This window comes from Pseudoduganella sp. HUAS MS19, assembly GCF_053615455.1.
This window is the reverse complement of the sequence record NZ_CM132133.1, coordinates 1060035-1077417: the sequence shown is the minus strand read 5'-3', so window position 1 is coordinate 1077417 and position 17383 is coordinate 1060035. Positions and strand designations below refer to the sequence as shown.

At 64.5% G+C, this 17383-nt stretch carries 14 protein-coding genes; 7 read left to right on the top strand and 7 right to left on the bottom strand.

Annotation, left to right across the window (positions count from 1 at the left end):
- Positions 1 to 18: 18 nt before the first annotated feature.
- Entirely contained in the window at positions 19 to 1638 is a 1620-nt protein-coding gene (locus ACWBU6_RS05015) for a M28 family peptidase (protein WP_452647740.1), read from the top strand.
- Here the strand turns inward: ACWBU6_RS05015 and ACWBU6_RS05010 are convergent.
- Positions 1619 to 4417: a bifunctional diguanylate cyclase/phosphodiesterase gene (locus tag ACWBU6_RS05010; protein WP_452647739.1), complete on the bottom strand. Its 2799-nt coding sequence runs from the start codon at positions 4415 to 4417 to the stop codon at positions 1619 to 1621. The two genes, ACWBU6_RS05015 and ACWBU6_RS05010, sit on opposite strands and share 20 nt — an antisense overlap.
- A 143-nt stretch (positions 4418 to 4560) precedes the next feature.
- On the opposite strand from ACWBU6_RS05010, the gene ACWBU6_RS05005 reads away from it, so the two are divergent.
- From ACWBU6_RS05005 to ACWBU6_RS04990, 4 genes are all read left to right on the top strand, one after another.
- Positions 4561 to 5013 (top strand): host attachment protein, encoded by a 453-nt coding sequence (locus tag ACWBU6_RS05005; protein ID WP_452647738.1) that lies wholly within the window; start codon positions 4561 to 4563, stop codon positions 5011 to 5013.
- A 10-nt stretch (positions 5014 to 5023) separates the two neighbouring features.
- Complete coding sequence (locus ACWBU6_RS05000; RefSeq protein ID WP_452649528.1) at positions 5024 to 5716, top strand: dienelactone hydrolase family protein; 693 nt, start codon at positions 5024 to 5026, stop codon at positions 5714 to 5716.
- A gap of 66 nt (positions 5717 to 5782) precedes the next feature.
- Positions 5783 to 7045, top strand: coding sequence for a PQQ-dependent sugar dehydrogenase (locus tag ACWBU6_RS04995; RefSeq protein WP_452647737.1), 1263 nt, complete (start codon positions 5783 to 5785; stop codon positions 7043 to 7045).
- 64 nt (positions 7046 to 7109) lie between these two features.
- The gene (locus ACWBU6_RS04990) at positions 7110 to 7553 is read left to right on the top strand and encodes a thioesterase family protein (RefSeq protein ID WP_452647736.1); all 444 of its coding nucleotides are present in this window, start codon (positions 7110 to 7112) and stop codon (positions 7551 to 7553) included.
- A gap of 9 nt (positions 7554 to 7562) precedes the next feature.
- Here ACWBU6_RS04990 and ACWBU6_RS04985 read toward each other — a convergent pair whose 3' ends face one another.
- The 3 genes from ACWBU6_RS04985 to ACWBU6_RS04975 form a co-directional block, all read right to left on the bottom strand.
- On the bottom strand, positions 7563 to 8066 hold the full coding sequence (locus ACWBU6_RS04985; protein WP_452647735.1) for a DUF3016 domain-containing protein: 504 nt from the start codon (positions 8064 to 8066) through the stop codon (positions 7563 to 7565).
- 220 nt (positions 8067 to 8286) lie between these two features.
- Positions 8287 to 10473 (bottom strand): PhoX family protein, encoded by a 2187-nt coding sequence (locus ACWBU6_RS04980; protein ID WP_452647734.1) that lies wholly within the window; start codon positions 10471 to 10473, stop codon positions 8287 to 8289.
- Between the two features lie 75 nt (positions 10474 to 10548).
- Positions 10549 to 11028 (bottom strand): GNAT family N-acetyltransferase, encoded by a 480-nt coding sequence (locus ACWBU6_RS04975; RefSeq protein ID WP_452647733.1) that lies wholly within the window; start codon positions 11026 to 11028, stop codon positions 10549 to 10551.
- 80 nt (positions 11029 to 11108) lie between these two features.
- Here ACWBU6_RS04975 and ACWBU6_RS04970 point away from each other — a divergent pair, with 80 nt between their 5' ends.
- Positions 11109 to 11864, top strand: coding sequence for a DNA-formamidopyrimidine glycosylase family protein (locus tag ACWBU6_RS04970; RefSeq protein ID WP_452647732.1), 756 nt, complete (start codon positions 11109 to 11111; stop codon positions 11862 to 11864).
- A gap of 120 nt (positions 11865 to 11984) precedes the next feature.
- Positions 11985 to 13490 (top strand): DUF3369 domain-containing protein, encoded by a 1506-nt coding sequence (locus ACWBU6_RS04965; protein WP_452647731.1) that lies wholly within the window; start codon positions 11985 to 11987, stop codon positions 13488 to 13490.
- 28 nt (positions 13491 to 13518) lie between these two features.
- Here ACWBU6_RS04965 and ACWBU6_RS04960 read toward each other — a convergent pair whose 3' ends face one another.
- The 3 genes from ACWBU6_RS04960 to ACWBU6_RS04950 form a co-directional block, all read right to left on the bottom strand.
- Positions 13519 to 14706, bottom strand: a complete 1188-nt coding sequence (locus ACWBU6_RS04960; protein WP_452644803.1) for an IS4 family transposase — start codon at positions 14704 to 14706, stop codon at positions 13519 to 13521.
- 214 nt (positions 14707 to 14920) lie between these two features.
- Positions 14921 to 16876 carry a GAF domain-containing sensor histidine kinase gene (locus ACWBU6_RS04955; RefSeq protein ID WP_452647730.1) on the bottom strand — a complete coding sequence of 652 codons (1956 nt, stop codon included), beginning with the start codon at positions 16874 to 16876 and terminating at the stop codon, positions 14921 to 14923.
- 107 nt (positions 16877 to 16983) lie between these two features.
- Positions 16984 to 17193 (bottom strand): hypothetical protein, encoded by a 210-nt coding sequence (locus ACWBU6_RS04950; RefSeq protein WP_452647729.1) that lies wholly within the window; start codon positions 17191 to 17193, stop codon positions 16984 to 16986.
- Positions 17194 to 17383: the final 190 nt, after the last annotated feature.

The following is a 17383-nucleotide window of genomic DNA, read 5'->3' as shown; positions in this document are numbered from 1 at the left end:
TGGGGTAATATCCCCGCCATGAAAACCAAGTACCTGATCCCTGCCAGTCTGCTGCTGGCGGCCGCTTCTGCCGCAGCGCAGCAAGCGCCCACCGTCAAGGAAGCGCCGCTGCGCGCCCACCTTTCCTTCCTCGCCGACGACCTGCTCGAAGGCCGCGGCACCGGCCAGCGCGGCGGCGACCTCGCCGTGCGCTACCTGGAAACCCAGGCCGCCGCCATCGGCCTGAAACCGCTGGCCAACGGCCTGTACCGCCAGCCGGTGAGATTCCAGGGCAGCCGGCTGCAGCCTGGCAGCTCGATCAGGTTCGCGGCCGGCGCCAGCACCCTCACGCCGCGCCTGGGCCAGGACGTCCTGATCGGCACCGGCAGCGGCCGCGCCGAAGTGGTGTTTGACGCGCCGCTGGTGTTCGTCGGCTACGGCGCCATCGCGCCGGAAGAAAACTGGAACGATTACAAGGACGTCGACGTCAAGGGCAAGATCCTCGTCATGATGGTCAACGACCCGCAGCCGAGCGCTGAAGAACCGAACCGCTTTGCCGGCAAAGGCTACACCTGGTACGGCCGCTGGATGTACAAGTACGAGGAAGCGGTACGCCGCGGCGCCGCCGGTGCCTTGCTGATCCACACCACGCCCTCGGCCGCCTACGGCTGGAACGTGCCCGCCACCAGCTTCTCGCTGGAACGCTTCCACGCGCCCGGCGGCGGCAATCTGATCGAAGGCTGGCTGTCCGAAGACTACACGCGCACCCTGTTCCAAGCGGCCGGCTTCGACCTCGACGCCCTGCGCGCGGCCGCCGAACGGCGCGACTTCCGCCCGGTCGTCCTGAACATCAGCGCCCACAGCGAGATCCGCTCCAGCGTGCGCCAGGTCGAACAGTTCAACGTGGTCGGCATTGTGCCCGGCAGCGATCCGATTCTGAAGCACGAAGCCGTGGTCTACTCGGCGCACTGGGACCACCTGGGCAAGGCCGACGGTGCGGCCGACGGCACCGACCGCATCTATAACGGCGCCATCGACAACGGCTCCGGCGCCGCCGCCCTGCTGGCCATGGCCGCCGCCGCCGTGCAGAAGCCGGCCAAACGCTCGCAGGTGTTCCTGTGGCCGGCCGCCGAGGAAGTCGGCATGCACGGCGCCCAGGCCTACGTCGCGGAACCCGCCTTCCCGCTCCAGCGCACCCTGGCCGACCTGAACCTCGATTCCATGAACTTTGCCGGCCGCACCAGGGACATCGGCGTGGCCGGCGCCGAGCGCAGCTCGCTGTACGACAGCGCCGCCAAAGTCGCGCGGCAGATGGGCCTGAAACTGGCGCCGCCAATTCCCGACCTGTCGGGCGCCTACTTCCGCGCCGACCACTTCCAGTTCGCCAAGGCTGGCGTGCCGGCGTTTAACGTCGGTTCCGCCGTGTTCTCCGGCGACGGCCACTTCGAGTTCGAGCACGCGCACGACGCCTCGGCCGCCAGCATCGTCGCCTTCAAGCACGACTACCACAGCGTCAAGGACGAATACCACGCCGGCTGGGACTTGTCGGGCATGGTGCAGCAAGCCCAGTTCACGCTGAACCTGGGCTATGAAGTGGCCAACGGCAAGTCCAAGCCAACCTGGAAGAAGGGCGATCCGTTCAGCTTTGTGAAGCGCTAGCCGACGCCTCGTCCTGCTCCAGCAGGGCGAGGAAGCCTGCGGCCGGCACTGGCCGGCCGAAGAAGTAGCCCTGCATGTGGCGGCAGCCATGGGCGCGCAGGAAGTCCAGTTGCTCCTGCGTCTCCACCCCTTCCGAAATCACTTCCAGCCCCAGGTTGTCGGCCAGCGCGATGATGGTGGTGACGATGGCCGCATCGTCCGGATCGACCGTCAGGTCGCGCACGAAGGTCTGGTCGATCTTCAGCACGTCGATCTCGAAGCGCTTCAGGTGCGCCAGCGAGGAATAGCCGGTGCCGAAATCGTCGATCGCCAGCTTCACGCCCAGCTTTTTCAGCTCGTGCATGACGGCGGTGGCGTGCGCCACGTCGTCCATCACCGCGCTCTCGGTCAGCTCCAGCTCCAGGCAGCGCGGCGCCAGGCCGGTATCGGCCAGCACTTCCGCCACCCCCTGCACGAAGTCCGGCTCGGCCAGTTGGCGCGCCGAGACGTTGACCGCGATGCGCAGCTCGCGCCGTCCGTCGCGCTGCCAGTCGCGCAGCTGGCGGCAGGCGCTGCGCAGCACCCAATGGCCCACAGCCAGGATCTGGCCCGTCTCCTCGGCCAGGGCAATGAAGCGGTTGGGCGCCACCATGCCCATCTCGGGATGGCGCCAGCGGATCAGCGCTTCCATGCCCATGATGCGGCCCGTGGTGCAGTCGACCTGCGGCTGGTAGTGCAGCTCGAATTCGCGCCGCTCCAGCGCCGTGCGCAGCGCGCTTTCGATACGCAGCCGTTCGGCCAGGCGCTCGTTCATGGCAGCGGTGTAGAACTGGTACTGGTTGCCGCCCATTTCCTTGGCGCGGAACATGGCCATGTCGGCGCGTTCGGCCAGCACGCCGGGCTCCTTGCTGTCGGTCGGGAAGGCGGCAATGCCGGCGCTGGCAGTCAGGAACAGCTCCGTGCCGTCGAGCACCAGCGGCGCCGCCAGGCCGTCCAGCACGCGCTGCAGCTGTTCGGCGCGCGGCGCCGTGCCGCCCCGCTCGGGCAACAGCAGCAGCGCAAATTCGTCGCCGCCCAGGCGCGCCACCGTATCCACCGGCCGCACCGCCGCCTGCAGCCGCGCCGCTACGATCTGCAGCAGGCGGTCGCCGCCCTTGTGGCCCAGGCGGCTGTTGGTGAACTTGAAGCGGTCCAGGTCGATCGACACCAGCCACAGTTCGTGCCCCTTGCGCCCCGAATGCTGGATGGTCTGCGCCAGCCGGTCCTGCAGCAGCACGCGGTTCGGCAAGCCGGTCAGCGCATCGTGGGTCGACTTGTGCTCCAGCTCCGACTCATAAGCCTTGATGGCGGAGATGTCATGCTGGATCGAGATGAAGTTGACCACCACGCCATGCTCGTCGCGCACCGGCGACATCACCACGTCGTTCCAGAACAGGGTGCCGTCCTTGCGGTAGCAGCGCAGCACCGCGTGGCCGTCGCGCTGTTCGCGGATTGCCGCCCGCAATTCGTCGATGCCGGGCTGGTCGACGTCGTCGCCAAACAGCACGCGCGGGCTGCTGCCCAGCGCCTCCTGCGCGCGGTAGCCGGTGATGCGTTCATAGGCCGGGTTCACGTAGACGATCGGGTTGTGCGCTTCGGCCGCGGTGATCATCACCGCATTGGTGCTCGACTCGATGGCGCGCTGGCGCAGCAGCAAGGCCTGGTTGGCGGCCTTCAGTTCCGCCGTGCGCGTGGCCACGCGCTGCTGGATCAAGCGCTTGCGGCGTTTGAGCGAATCGATGAAGGCCGAGCCGATCAGGGTGGTCAGCACGCCCAGCACCAGCGTAAACAGCGACGCCAGGTGCTCGCCGGCCAGGATGCGCTTGGCGGGGGTGGCCACCATCAGCCAGCGCGTGCCCGCCACGTCGATCGCCTGTTCCAGCGGCGCCGTGCGCGCCGGGTACAGCCAGGCCGGCAAAGCCAGCCCGCCGTGGGACGGCGGCGGCGGCGTGGCGTAGACCAGGGCGGCCGGGTCGGCGCTGGCACTGGCATACACCTGCATGTCGGGCACAGTGGCGGCCGGCCCGGCGCTGGCGAAAATTTTCTCGACCATCTCGCCCGGCTGCAGGGTCAATGCCGTTTCGCCGACCACCTGGCCGCCTGCCGCGCCGCCGGCGTACAGCGGCATCGACACCACCACCCCCAGCCGGGTGCGCGTGCCCGCGCGCTGCACCAGTTGCACCAGCGGCCCGGCGGCCGCAGCGCCGCTGGCATAAGCGCGCGCACGCGCCGCTTCGCCGTGGTCGGGGAACAGGGTATCGAGGCCCAGCGCGGCCTCGTTGCCGGCCAGTGGCTCGATGTAATCGATCACCCGGTAGCGCGGCCGCACGCCTGCCGGCACTGCCGCGCCTGCGCGCATTTCCCGCACCGTGGCGCCCGGCTGCAGCGCTTGCAGGGACGCTTCGAAAGCAGGCCGCTCAGCGTGCTCGATGAAGCGCAGGTAGCTGGTGCCCAGCACATAGGGGTGGCGCGCCAGCAGTGGCGTGACGAAACGGTGGAATTCTGCGCGGCTGGCATCGGGGCGGGCCAGGAACAACTGGTTGACCGCGTGCAGGCTGGCCAGGGCGCCGCCGATGCCCTCGCGCAGCACGAAGGCGCGCGCCTGCACGCGCTGTTCGAACGCCAGCTGGGCGCGCTGCGCCTCGAGCCGGCTGACGCCGGCAAACAGGGCACCGGTCAGGCCAAAGCCGCACAGCAGCGCCAGCGCCGCAGTGCGGCTGCGGAAAGCTTGCTGTGGTGCTGCGTTGCGCGGATCGTCCATCGGGCCCCCTGCCGGTGCGAGCTTACCATTTTCGCACGGCCGGCCCTTTAATGCCATAGGGCAACATTTTCCGCCCGCCTCGCGCGCGCCGGGCGCCGCGGCAGCGGCCTATACTGGGCTGCCCACACCACGAGGAGGCGACCATGGAAAAAACCTGGATCGTCGTGGCTGACAGCAGCCACGCCCGCATCTTCCAGTTGCGCGACGGCCAACTGCCGGCCGAGGAAATCGAAGACCTGGCCAACCCGCTGGGGCGCGCCGACAACCGCCAGCTGGCTTCCGACGGCCATGGCCAGTATTTCGGCCCGGAAGGCCGCGGCCACACTGCGCCGCGGGTGGAAGAACCGGTACAGCACGAGGTGCGCCAGTTCGCGCGCGAGATCGGCCACCGGCTCGACACGGCGGCCGCGCAACAGCGCTTCCAGCAGCTGGCCCTGGTGGCGGCGCCGCGTTTCCTGGGCCTGCTGCGCGACAGCCTGGACAAGCAGACCCGCAAGCTGGTGACGGCCGAAGTGGCCAAGAACGTCTCGGCCTTCGCGCGCCAGGACCTGGAGGCTTGCCTGCAATCGCTGGCCCGGCCGCCGCAAGCGGGCTGAGGCCATGGACCTGAGTAGCCAATGGACCACGGTGGCCGGGCCGGACGGCGCCTTCGACGCCTTCCTGGCCCTGCCGCGCAGCGGCCACGGCCCCGCCCTGCTCTTGCTGCAGGAAATCTTCGGCGTCAACGCCCATATCCGTGCGGTGGCCGAGCAGTACGCCGCCGACGGCTATGTGGTGCTGGCGCCCGACCTGTTCTGGCGCCAGGGCCGGCGCCTCGAGTTCGCCTATGACGAAGCGGACTGGGGCCGCGCCGCCCAGTGCATGCAGCGCGCCGACGTGGCCCAGGCCCAGGCCGATATCGGCGCCGCCGCCGCCGCCCTGCGCGCCACGCCCGGCGCCGAAGGCAGGCTGGCCGCGCTGGGCTACTGCTGGGGCGGCCGCATGGCTTACCTGGCGCTGGCCAACGGCCATGCCGAACATGCGGTGGCCTACTACGGCGGCGGCATCCAGGATTGCCTGGCGCGCGCCGACGCCATCGACGGCCCGCTGCTGCTGCACTTCGGCGCGCGCGACAGCCACATCCCGCACGCGGCAGTGCGCCGGATTGCCGAACGTTTTGACGCGCGCGAAGAGGTCGAAATCCACCTCTACCCGGACGCCGAACACGGCTTCAATTGCAACCACCGCAACAGCTATCACCAGCGCAGTGCGGCCGAGGCCCACGGCCACAGCTTGCTGTTCCTGAGCGAAAACCAGTAAGTGCGTTCCCGCACAGATGGCGCAGTTGGGCAGTTCTACAGTGGACTGCTAACCCAACCGGAGGAAATGATGGCTGATGACCTGAATTCCCGGCCCGCAACTGCGGTCCCCGCTTTGTCCCCGGCCTGCACACTGGCCGCAACCTTGATGGCCGCCGCGCTGGCCGCTTGCGGTGGCGGTGGCGGCGGCAGTTCCCCGCCCGTGACCCAACCCGATCCGCCGCCGCCCGAGCCGCCCAAGCCGGCCTTCGCCCTGACCGTGAAGGAAGTGGCCAGCGGCCTCAGCATGCCTTTGCTCCTGACGGCACCGGCCGGCGACACGCGCCGCTTCATTGTCGAACGCGCCGGCCGCATCCGCATCCTGGCCAGCGACGGCAGCCTGCGCGCAACGCCCTTCTTCGACCTGACCGGCCTGATCGGTACCGATGGCGAAGGCGGCTTGCTGTCGATGGCCTTCCACCCCGCCTACGCGCAAAACGGCCGCCTCTACGTCTACTACACGGACAAGTTCAGCAATATCGCCATCGACGAAGTGAAGGTCGCGGCCGGCAATCCCGACCTGGCCGACATGACCACCCTGAAGCGCATCATCACCATCCCGCACCCGACTTACAACAACCATTACGGCGGCATGCTGGCCTTCGGCGCCGACGGCTACCTGTATGCCGGCACCGGCGATGGCGGCGGCGCCGGCGATCCGAACGGCAATGCGCAAAACCTCGACTCGCTGCTGGGCAAGCTGCTGCGCCTGAAAGTGGACGATGTGGTGCCGCCGCTGTATAACGTGCCGGCCGACAATCCCTTTGTCGGGCAGGCCGGCAAACGCGGCGAGATTTGGGCTTACGGCTTGCGCAACCCGTGGCGCTTCGCTTTCGACAACAGCGCCTCCACGCTGTACATTGCCGACGTCGGGCAGGACTTGAAGGAGGAGGTCAACGTGGTGTCGACCGGCCTCAAGCCGGCCAATTACGGCTGGAACATCATGGAAGGCACGAGTTGCTTCAACGCCGCCAGTTGCTCCCAACAAGGACTGACCCTGCCCGCGTTCGAATACGACCAGGGCGCCAACAACGTCAACGGTTGCTCGATCACCGGCGGCTTTGTCTACCGCGGCACGGCCTTGCCGGAGCTGGCCGGGCGCTACCTTTATTCGGACTACTGCAAGGGCTTCCTGAAGAGCTTCCTGTACGCCAATGGCGGCGTCAGCGAAGCCAAAGACTGGGCCGTGGGCGACATCGGCCAAGTGCCCGGCTTCGGCCAGGATGCGGCAGGCGAGCTGTACATGCTGAGCGCATCGGGCAAGGTGTACCAGATCATCCGCAAACCGTAGCGGCGCCGATCCAAGTGGCGAAGGCGCGCTACAATGGACGCTTTCCCACTTGCCCACGAAAGACATGGCCAGACTGACGCTTGCGTTCCCGGAAGACCAATTCTGTTTCTCGACCCAGCTCACGGTGCGCGTCACCGACATCAACGGTGCCAAGCACCTCGGCAACGATTCGATGATCTCCATGATCTCGGAAGCGCGGGCGCGCTTCCTGTTCGAGTTTGGCGTGCAGGAAACGGAAGCCGACGGCACCGGCATCATCGTCACCGACCTGGCCACCACCTACCGCGCCGAAGCGCATGCGCGCGACCAGTTGCTGTTTGAAGTAGGCGTGATGGATTTCAACAAATACGGCGGCGATGTCATCTTCCGCATCACCCGCCCGGCCGACGGCACGCTGGTGGCCATGGCCAAGCAAGGCTTCGTGTTCTACAACTACACGCACAGCCAGGTGGTACCGATGCCGGACGACTTCCGCGCCAAGTTCAGCCGCGTCAACTGGATCGACTGAGCGGGACCGCTACTTGCTGCTGAGCTGAGTTGGCGCGCCGAAGTTCTTCTTGAACCACTCATCGACCATCGGCTTTTCATAGCGCAGCGAATCGCCGCTGGCGTAGCGGTTCAGCCGTTCCAGGTACATCATGTTGCTGAGGCGGTCGGTGCCGCTGGCCAGCACCTTGCCATCCTGCTCCAGCGTATAGTGCAATTCCATGGTCGGCCAGTCGGCCCCGCCGCGCAGGATACGGATATCGCGCATGGAACGGCGGCGCGGCTCGACGCGCCCGGCCAGGTCGATATCGGTCACCGTGATCGACAGTTGCTGATTGGCCGGCAACTGACGGGCCAAGTGGTCGAAGTGGGTGGTCAGCTCTTTCAGCACCTGATCGCGGTCCTGTTCCCAGAACGGCACGTCCGCGAACTTGTCCGGGTCCTGGTACTTGACCGTCACCCCGCCGGCCGAGGCGGCGCCGGCAGCCGCCAGCAGCAGGGCGGCGGCAATCCAGAAGCGAGTTTGGCGTTTCATGATCGGTTTCCTTTCGTAGCTCACCTTCAATATACTCCTGCGCCGCCGCCCCGCCGCAAATGAAACAATTCCTGACAAAAAAAATGGGCCCGCAACCCAGGGCCCATTTGCACCGACAACTGCAGACAACTGCTTACATTTAGCTACCGATATGAAAGTCGGGGTCAGCTCCGGCAATCGGACAAAATGTCCGATTGCCGGAGCTGACCCCGACTTTTAATTAACTACCGATACGGCCGCCGTCGTTCTTGGTGATGGCGATGGTGGCCGAACGCGGGCGCTTGCCGGCGCCGTAGCCGGCATTGGCCGGCCATTGGCTGGTGTACTTGGTCGGGTCGGCGAGATTGGCGTGGGCCGTGCCTTCGCCCGGGTGCTGGATGTTGACGAACAGTGTCTTGCCGTCCGGCGTCTCGGCAATGCCAGTCAGTTCGCAATCGACCGGGCCGACCAGGAAGCGCTTGAGTGTGTCGGCGGTCGGGGTCTTGCCGACGAAGGTGTCGATATTGCCGCTGCCGTAAGCCAGCGTGACTTTCTTGCCGTCACCTACGGCGCCAGGCAGGCCGGCCAGCATCATGCAGTTGGTGGCGTCGGTGTAGGCGCCGTCGTCGGTCTGGATCCAGCAGATGCCAGTGGCGCGCGAGAAGGCCAGGCCGTCCGGGCTGGAGAAGTCCTGGTCGGCAGTCAGGCTGGACAGGTTGACCATGCCCGGGTTGGCATCGGACTGGGCGCCGAACAGGTAGACGTCCCAGCTGAAGGCGGCGGAAGCGTTGCCATCCTTTTCCTTGACGCGCAGGATGTGGCCGTTGACGTTGCCGGTCTGCTTGCTCGCGCCTTTCATGTCTTCATAGGTGCGCGGGTTCGGCCCGTCCGGCACGCTGCGGCCGCTGTTATTGGTCAGCGTGAAGTAGACCTCGCCGTTGGCCGGGTTGACCGAGCACCATTCCGGGCGGTCCATCTTGGTGGCGCCCACGGCGTCCGCCGCCAGGCGGGCGTTGACCAGCACGTCGGCCTGGTCGGCGAACTTGTAGGCCGCATAGGTGGCAATGGCGGCGTTGCTGATGCTCAGCTCGATCCAGGTGCCGCTGCCGTCGGCAGCGAACTTGGCCACGAACAGCTTGCCCGCGTCCAGGTATTTGTCGCCGGTGGCCAGCAGGTCGGCCGGGTTGGCGTCAGCATCGCTCCAGGTGGCGGTGGAAACGAATTTGTAGATGTACTCGTTGCGCGAATCGTCGCCCATGTAGACGGCCAGCGGCTGGCCGGCCACGGTCTTGCCGAAGGCAGCGCTTTCGTGGGCGTAGCGGCCCAGCGCGGTGCGCTTGCGCAGCGGCTTGGACTTGTTGTATGGATCGGCTTCCACGATATAGCCCATGCCGTTCATCTCGTTGCGGTAATCATCGCTGCCATCCACCGAAGCGCCCAGCCTGGAGTTGTTCCAGCGCTGGTACTTGTCGTCCAGGCCGCCGGTTTCCCAGCCGTGGCGCGAGGCTGCGCCCTGGCTGCGGCCATAGCGCTTGAGCGCGGCGACACTCTTGTCGTTGCCGCGCGCCGCATCGTCCGCCGCGCCGCGGGTGAAGTAGCCGCTCCAGTTTTCTTCGCCGGAGACGAAGGAGCCCCACGGGGTACGGCCGGTGCCGCAATTGTTCAAGGTGCCGCGCGTCTTGCTGCCGTCCGGCGAATACTTGGTCTTCATCAGCGCATTGCCTTTGGCCGGGCCGTTGATATCGCATTCGGTCAGGCAGGTGACGCGGCGGTTGAACGCCGAGTCCTTGACGTATTCCCACTTGCCGGCGTTCTTGCGCACTTCCACCACCGAAATGCCGTGCAGCGCGGTTTCCCGGTCGATTTCCGCGGCCGGGCGCGGCAGGGTATTGCTGCCGCCATTGGCGTGGATGAAGAAGGACGACAGTTTGTCGTTGGTGGTCGCTTCGTGGTTGACGGCCAGCAAGCCGCGCTCATTGCCACTGGCCGACGGTTTGCCGGCGCTGTCCAGGCCGAAGAATTCCATGCCGTCGTGGTGGTCGCCGGCGCGGTTTTCGAAGTCGGCATCGCTGCCATCATTCTTGTAGGCAGTGGCGGAAGCGGTCAGCGGATCGCCCAGCGCGTAAATGACGGTGGCGGTATAACCAGCCGGCACGGTGACCACGTCCGCCAGGCTCTTGCCGACGGCCGTAAAGCCCAGCAGCTTCTCCACCGGCGCCGGCGTTTCCGGCTTGGTCACGACCGGGGCATCGTCGCCGCCGCCGCCGCAGGCGGTCAGGGTGGCCGAGCCCATCATCACGGAGATGGCCGATGCGACCGAACCGCGCAGCAGGTTGCGGCGGCTGATGCGCTTGTCGAGGACTTCGCTGAAATGTTCGTTCGGGGTATCGTTGTAGCCGATGTCGTCGTGATCGATCTTGTGTTCCATGCCGCTTTCCAAGGGGTGGGTTGAGGATGCCCGCCATTCTAGAAAGCGAAAATGACAACATTGTGACCAAGCGCGCTAGCGGCACCACTCCATTTTCTGGACCTGGATGTGCGGATGGCTTTCCAGCGCTTCCCAATGCGGCAGGAAGCGGAAGCCGCGCTTCAGGTAGAAGGCTGCCGCCCGTTCGTTGGCTGGGGAAACATCGAGTACCATCCGCGTGTGGCCGCGCGCTTGCGCATATACCTGCATTGCCTCGACCAGTGCGGCAGCGGCGCCACTGCCGCGTTGCCCGGGCTGCACCCACATCGCAATCAGGTTGAACTCCTGCGTCTCGCTGACCACGCCGCCGACCATGCCGACCGGCGTGTCGCCGTGGAAGGCCAACAGATAGGTCGCCGGGCCGCGCGCAGCGGCGCGCTCGCGCCATTGTTCATCGGTGTTGGCGGCGGCGCTGGCGTGGCTTACGCCAAAGGCGGTGGGGGAATCGAGCAGCGCGGCAAGACGCAGGGCTTTGAGGAGTGGCCAGTCCTGTTCGGTGGTGTGTCGTATCAGCATGCAGGCGAGTATAGCAACTGTGCGTGCGCGCACGGCGCGGCCGGCGCGCGGGCGGGAGACTGGGCTGCAAGGAGGCCAGCATGCCCGAAGGCCCATCGATCGTCATCCTCACCGAACAAGTGCGCGCGTTTGAAGGCCGCACCATTGGCGCCGCCAGCGGCAACAGCAAACTGCTGCCGCTGGACGAGCTGCCCGGCCAGCCCATCCTGTCGTTGCGCAGCTGGGGCAAGCATTTCCTGATCGAGCTGCCCCTGTATACGCTGCGCGTGCACTTCCTGATGTTCGGCAGTTACCGCATCGACGAGCGCAAGGAAGGCGCCTCGCCGCGGCTCTCGCTGCAATTTGAAGAAGGCGGGGCGCTGAACTTTTACAGCTGCTCGGTCAAGTTGGTGGAAGGCGAGCTGGCGCAGGCCTACGACTGGCGCACCGATGTGATGTCGGAGCAATGGAGCCCGCGCCTGGCATTGAAAAAGCTGCGCGCACATCCCGAGCGCCTGGCATGCGACGTCCTGCTCGACCAGGACATCTTTGCCGGCGTTGGCAATATCATCAAGAACGAAGTATTGTTTCGCTTGCACATACACCCTCTCTCCACGGTAAATCATCTACCCCAAGGCAAGCTGCGCGCGCTGGTCCAGCAGGCGCGCCAGTACAGTTTCGAATTCAAGGCCTGGAAGCTGGCGTTCGAACTGAAAAAACATTGGCAGGTGCATAACCGTAGCGTCTGTCCGCGTTGTAATATCAAGCTGCACCGGGCCCACCTGGGGCTGACCCAGCGCCGGACTTTCTGGTGCGAGCGCTGTCAAAAGCGTTACGGCGACACAGCGATGTTGTAAAGATTTAGCTCATCCAGTATTGCTTATTGTTAATAACAATGGGTAGGACTACAATCATTTTGATGCGCCCGGGAATTGCGCATCATCCAGGACTGTATGTCACATTTGGAACTTGCCAATATGTCTTTCTTGTCTTCTGCTACGCCCAAACTTGCGCCGTGGCGAATCCTGCTGGTGGATGACGAACCCGATATCCACGACATCACCAAGCTCACACTGAGCCGATTCCGCCTGGAGGGACGCGGCCTGGCTTTCCTGCACGCTTACAGCGGCGCCGAAGCGAAAGAAGTGCTGGCCAGGGAAAAAGACATTGCCCTGGTCTTCCTCGACGTGGTGATGGAACGCGAAGACTCCGGCCTGGAAGTGGCGCGCTGGATGCGCGAAGACCTGGACAACCAGTTCACCCGCATCGTGCTGCGCACCGGCCAGCCGGGCCAGGCGCCGGAAGAACGCGTGATCGTCAATTACGACATCAACGATTACAAGGAAAAGACCGAGCTCGATCGCACCAAGCTATTCACCACCACCTTCGCTGCCCTGCGCGCCTACCGTGACATCATGAAGGTGGAAGAAGCGCGCCAGCAGCAGATGCATTATCGCGAAGGTCTGGAACGCGTGATTGCCGCTTCGGCCCACATCTTCCAGGCACGCAACCTGAAGGACTTCGCCAACGGCCTGCTGCAGCAGGTGGTCGCGCTGCTGCGCCTGGAGCAAAGCATGCTGGTGCGCCTGCGCGGCGCCAGCGCTGTCAGCGGCGAAAACGATTATGAAGTGCTGGCCCAGATCGGGCAGGACGAAGACAGCCTGCTGACGCCGGAGCTGCTGGCCCAGCTCAAGGACGCCGAGCGCAACCGCATCTCGCGCATGGCCGGCGACACCTTCGTCGGCTACTTCCCGAACAGCAGCGGCAAGGCGTCGCTGCTGGTGCTGAAAGGCGTGGACGAGATTTCCGAGATCGACCAGAAGCTGCTGGAGATTTTCTGCAGCGGCGTGGCGATCGCCTTCGACAATATTCTGCTCACGCAGGAAATCACCGACACCCAGGCCGAGCTGATCATGCGCCTGGGCGACGTGGTTGAATCGCGCTCCAACGAAGCGGGCAACCACGTGCGCCGGATGGCCGAATTCTGCCACCTGCTGGCCACTGCGGCCGGCATGCCGGAAGAGGAAACCGCCGTGCTGAAGCACGCCGCGCCGATGCACGACATCGGCAAGATCGCCACCCCGGATTCGGTGCTGCTGAAACCCGGCAAGCTCGATCCGGCGGAGTGGGAAATCATGAAACAGCATCCCTCGGTCGGCCTGTCGATCCTGGACGGCTCGCAGCGCCCGATCCTGAAGGCGGCCGCCGTGATCGCCCACCAGCACCACGAGAAGTTCGACGGCAGTGGCTACCCGCAAGGCCTGAAAGGCCACGACATCCACGAATACGCCCGCATCGTGGCCGTATCCGACGTATTCGACGCCCTGATGCACAAGCGCTGCTACAAGGATGCCTGGCCGGTAGAGCAGGTGGTGGAGCACATGCGCGAAGTGGCCGGCAAGCACCTCGACCCGAAATACGTCGAACTGCTGATCGCCAATATGGGCAAGGCGCTCGCCATCAACGAACGCTTCCCGGATTAAAGTCGGGGTCAGCTCCTGACCCTTCCCCTCATATTTTGCAGACACGCACCATCGATATCAGTTCGATAAGTGCGTGTTTGATATCTGTCAGATGGATCGAAGGCGGTTGGGCCTCATTAATCCAATGCATCGCCAATGACAGAATTGACAGAGTGCTGGCAGCCTTCGCGCGACTGCCGTAAGCGACACTGAAACCTGTTTTGCGAGCGGCGAGTCCGATAAGCCAGAGTGCGTAGGTGAGCAATGTCCCCAGCAAGAGCAAAATAGCCAAGCGCCGCAATGTGTGGGTCTGACTAAGGCGTAATCCCATTCCCCACTGCGCGTTCTTGAGGTCGCGGAAGGTTTGTTCGATCTGCATGCGGCCAGCGTAAATGTTGGCGATTTGCTCGGCATTGAGTGAGGCGAGCTTGGGTGAAACGGCGAGCAACCATGGCTCGCGTTGTCCCCGACTATTCTTCTTGCTGTGGCAGCTGCGTGCCGGCTTGCCTATCTTGGTCAATCGGCGCCGCCCCTTTGGGTGGCGTTTCAGCAGCACAAGCCGGCACAGGACAGGATTAGCGCGCGTGTAAAAGTATTGGCCCAGGTCGCGCGCATGGGCGCTGGCCTGTGCATAGAGCGTCTTGCAGCCAACCCAGCCAGGACTGTCGTGCCAGCGCACCATGTCGCGATTGCGGATCCTCCCCACCCAGGCAAATCCGAGCTGGTTTAACAGCTTGAACCAACTGGCGCGAAAGCCGGCATCGGTGATGATGATGGCCCGGCTGCCCGGTGGAAGTATGCTGCGCAACGATTGTAGAAAGTGTTGATGCACAATCGGTGAGCCAAGCTTGGCGCAGGGGTGGGTTTCCTCATAGAGGGTGAACGCACGCCCTTTGACGATGGCTGCTGCCCGTAGCAACTGAATGCTGCTATCGTCTCGTACCGCCGACCAGTCCACAGCAATCTGCACACCAGGCTGGCGGATCACACGGCGAGCCAGCGCACGGTACACGGCATGCTTTTCCTGCGCCAGATGGGGGTTACTCAACAGCCGATCACAGCATTTGATGCGATGGCGCAACTGCGTCGCCGAAGCCAGCTTCTTCCCCATGCGCACCAGACTTAGGCCACCATGCAACGCCGCTGTCGCCACCTTGGCCAAGCATGTCCGCCGCTTGGCATGCATGTTCGGACATTCCTGATCCAATAACCCCTGTATGATTGCATGTGCATGCATGGCTTATTCCTTTCCCTCGCAGTTTGGACGCTACGAATGAAAGGGGTGACACAGCCATGCATGCGCCGTTTTTGGGATTGAAAGTTAACAGCTTCCTTCAACGTTTACAACAAAAATATGAGGGGAAGGGTCAGGGTCAGCTCCGGCAATCGGACACGGGCTCAGCCGCGAGCGGCTGAGCCCGTGTCCGATTGCCGGAGCTGACCCCGACTTTCTATTTGCTACGCTGGGCGCGGGGGAAGCGCAGGTGGTAGTGCAGGCCCATGCCGGGCGAGCTGACCACTTTCACGGTGCCGCCCAGCGGGCCGGTCACCAAGTTGTACAGGATGTGCGCGCCCAGGCCGCTGCCGCCGGAGCCGCGCTTGGTGGTGAAGAAGGGGTCGAACAACTGCTGCAAGGTGGTGGAATCCATGCCGACGCCGTCGTCGCTGTAGTCGAACAGCACGTGGTCGCCATCGAGCTTGCCTGTGATACGGATGATGCCCTGCTGCCCTTCTTCGAAGCCGTGCACCAGCGAGTTCACCACCATATTGGTGACGATCTGGGAAACGGCGCCGGGGAAGCTTTCGCAGTGGATGTCCGGCGGGCATTCGACGTTGACGGCAATCGGCTTGCCTTTCAGCTTGGGCTGCAGCGACAGCAGTACTTCGTCGAGATACTTGCGCAGGTTGAAGTGGCGGATATTGTCGGAGGACTGGTCCACCGCCACCTGCTTGAAGCTGCGCACCAGGGCCGCGGCGCGCTGGGTGTTGGTGGTCATGATCTTGAGCGACTGGTCGACAGTGTCGAAGAATTGGTTCAAGCCGTCTTCGTCGAGCGTTCCTTCGGCCAGGTCCAGGCGGCACAGGCGCAGTTCCTCCACCAGGTGGCTGGTGGCGGTGACGCAGATGCCGAGCGGGGTGTTGATCTCGTGCGCGACGCCGGCCACCAGGCGGCCCAGGGAGGCGAGCTTCTCTTGCCGCACCAGCTCCGATTGCGCGGCCTGCAGTTGCGCCAGCGCAGTGGCCAGCGCGCTGTTCTGTTCTTCCAGTTCGGCCTTGGCGCGGCGGATCGCGAGGTCAGAGCGGGTGCGCGCGATGGCGGCGGCAGTATGGTTGGCAACATAGGCCAGGATATCCAGTTCGGCCTGCGTGTACATCACCGATTCGTCGTAGCTTTGCACGATGATCACGCCCAGCGCCTGCTCGCCTACCATCATCGGGCAGCCCATCCAGCTGGCAATGCCCTGGTTGCCGAGCGGCTCATTGATCTCGCCGCCGGCCATCAGTGCTGCGAAAGCGGGGCCGTCAAGCAGCATGGGTTGGCGCTTTTTCAGCACGAAGGAACTCATGCCGATCCCGTATTCGAAGCGCTGGACCGGCGCGACCAGGTCCTTCTCGTCGACGAAGTAGGGAATCGAGATTTCATCGCGCTTGGGGTGGTGCAGCGCGATCAGGAAATTGCGGGAGGTGATCAGGCTGCCGACGATCTCGTGCAGGCGGGCGTACAGCAGCTTGGCATCCGATTCGGCGGAGGCGGAGGCGGACAGGCTGGCAATTTCATACAGCGCGCGCTGCAGGCGTTCGGCCTTGCTGCGCTCGGCCACTTCACGCTCCAGTTCCAGCGTGCGCTCACGCACGGCGCGTTCCAGCCGGTCCATGCTTTGCAAGCCTTGCAGGGCGCTTGAGACATGGTTGGCAATCTGCGCGAACAGGGCCTGGTCTTCCTCGCTATAGGTATGCTCCTTGTCGTAACTCTGGATCACCATGGCGCCGATCACGTCGTGGCTCTGGTCCAGCAGCGGGCAGCCGACCCAGTGTTCGGCGATGGTGCCGACGCCAAATACCTCGTTCTCTTCGCGCGCGCGGTGTTCGTCGCCGGTCATCACCAGGCGCTGCTTGTTCAGGATGACCCAGGCGGTGGGCGACTGGTCGGGCGTGGCCAGCTGCACCAACTGGTCCTTATAGGGGTGGTCGTCCACCTCATCGACGAAGTAGACGAAACGCACGGCATTGCCGGGCGCGTCGCGGTCGCTCAGGGCCACATAAAAGTTCGAGGCGTACATGATGCGGCCCAGCGCCGCATGCACGGATTGCAGGAAAACCGTGATATCGGTGCAGCTGTTGGACAGCTTGCCAATTTCCAGCAGGATTTCCTGGACGGCCTCCAGGCGGCGCAGACGGCTTTCCATCTCGTTCCCAAAGTTAGATGCGTCTGGGAAATATAGCAGGAGGCGCCCATGCTAGCCAGCGGAAAACAAAGCCCGCGTGGCGTGCGGGCGGTCCGGTTTGTGCCAGATCAATGCAAGGACATTGCCGGCCGTCGCGGCGGCAGGATGGGCGGGCCGATCGGCGTAATGCGCGGATCGATCGCCGGGTCGGGCGTCTGGTATTTGAAGGGATTGATGATGATTGGTGGAATCGTCGGTGGTGCCGAGGGCGGGCCTTTGGGGCCAAATCCGATAGTCGCGCTGCGCTGGCGCGGTTCGCTGTCGATTCCCAGGAGCAACGATTGGCTCCCATCTCTTACTCGCCAAGCCATATTCCCCTCCATCTCAGAGATCGGATATTCAGTATAGGCAAACAGTTAATGAATTCAAGCAGCGATTGAGGCTGGTCGCGGGACTTTTCCGTTCATCATCCAGATTCCGCCGTTCGTCGCAATCCGATGGCTGGCGCGCGGCGCAAGGCCTACAGTG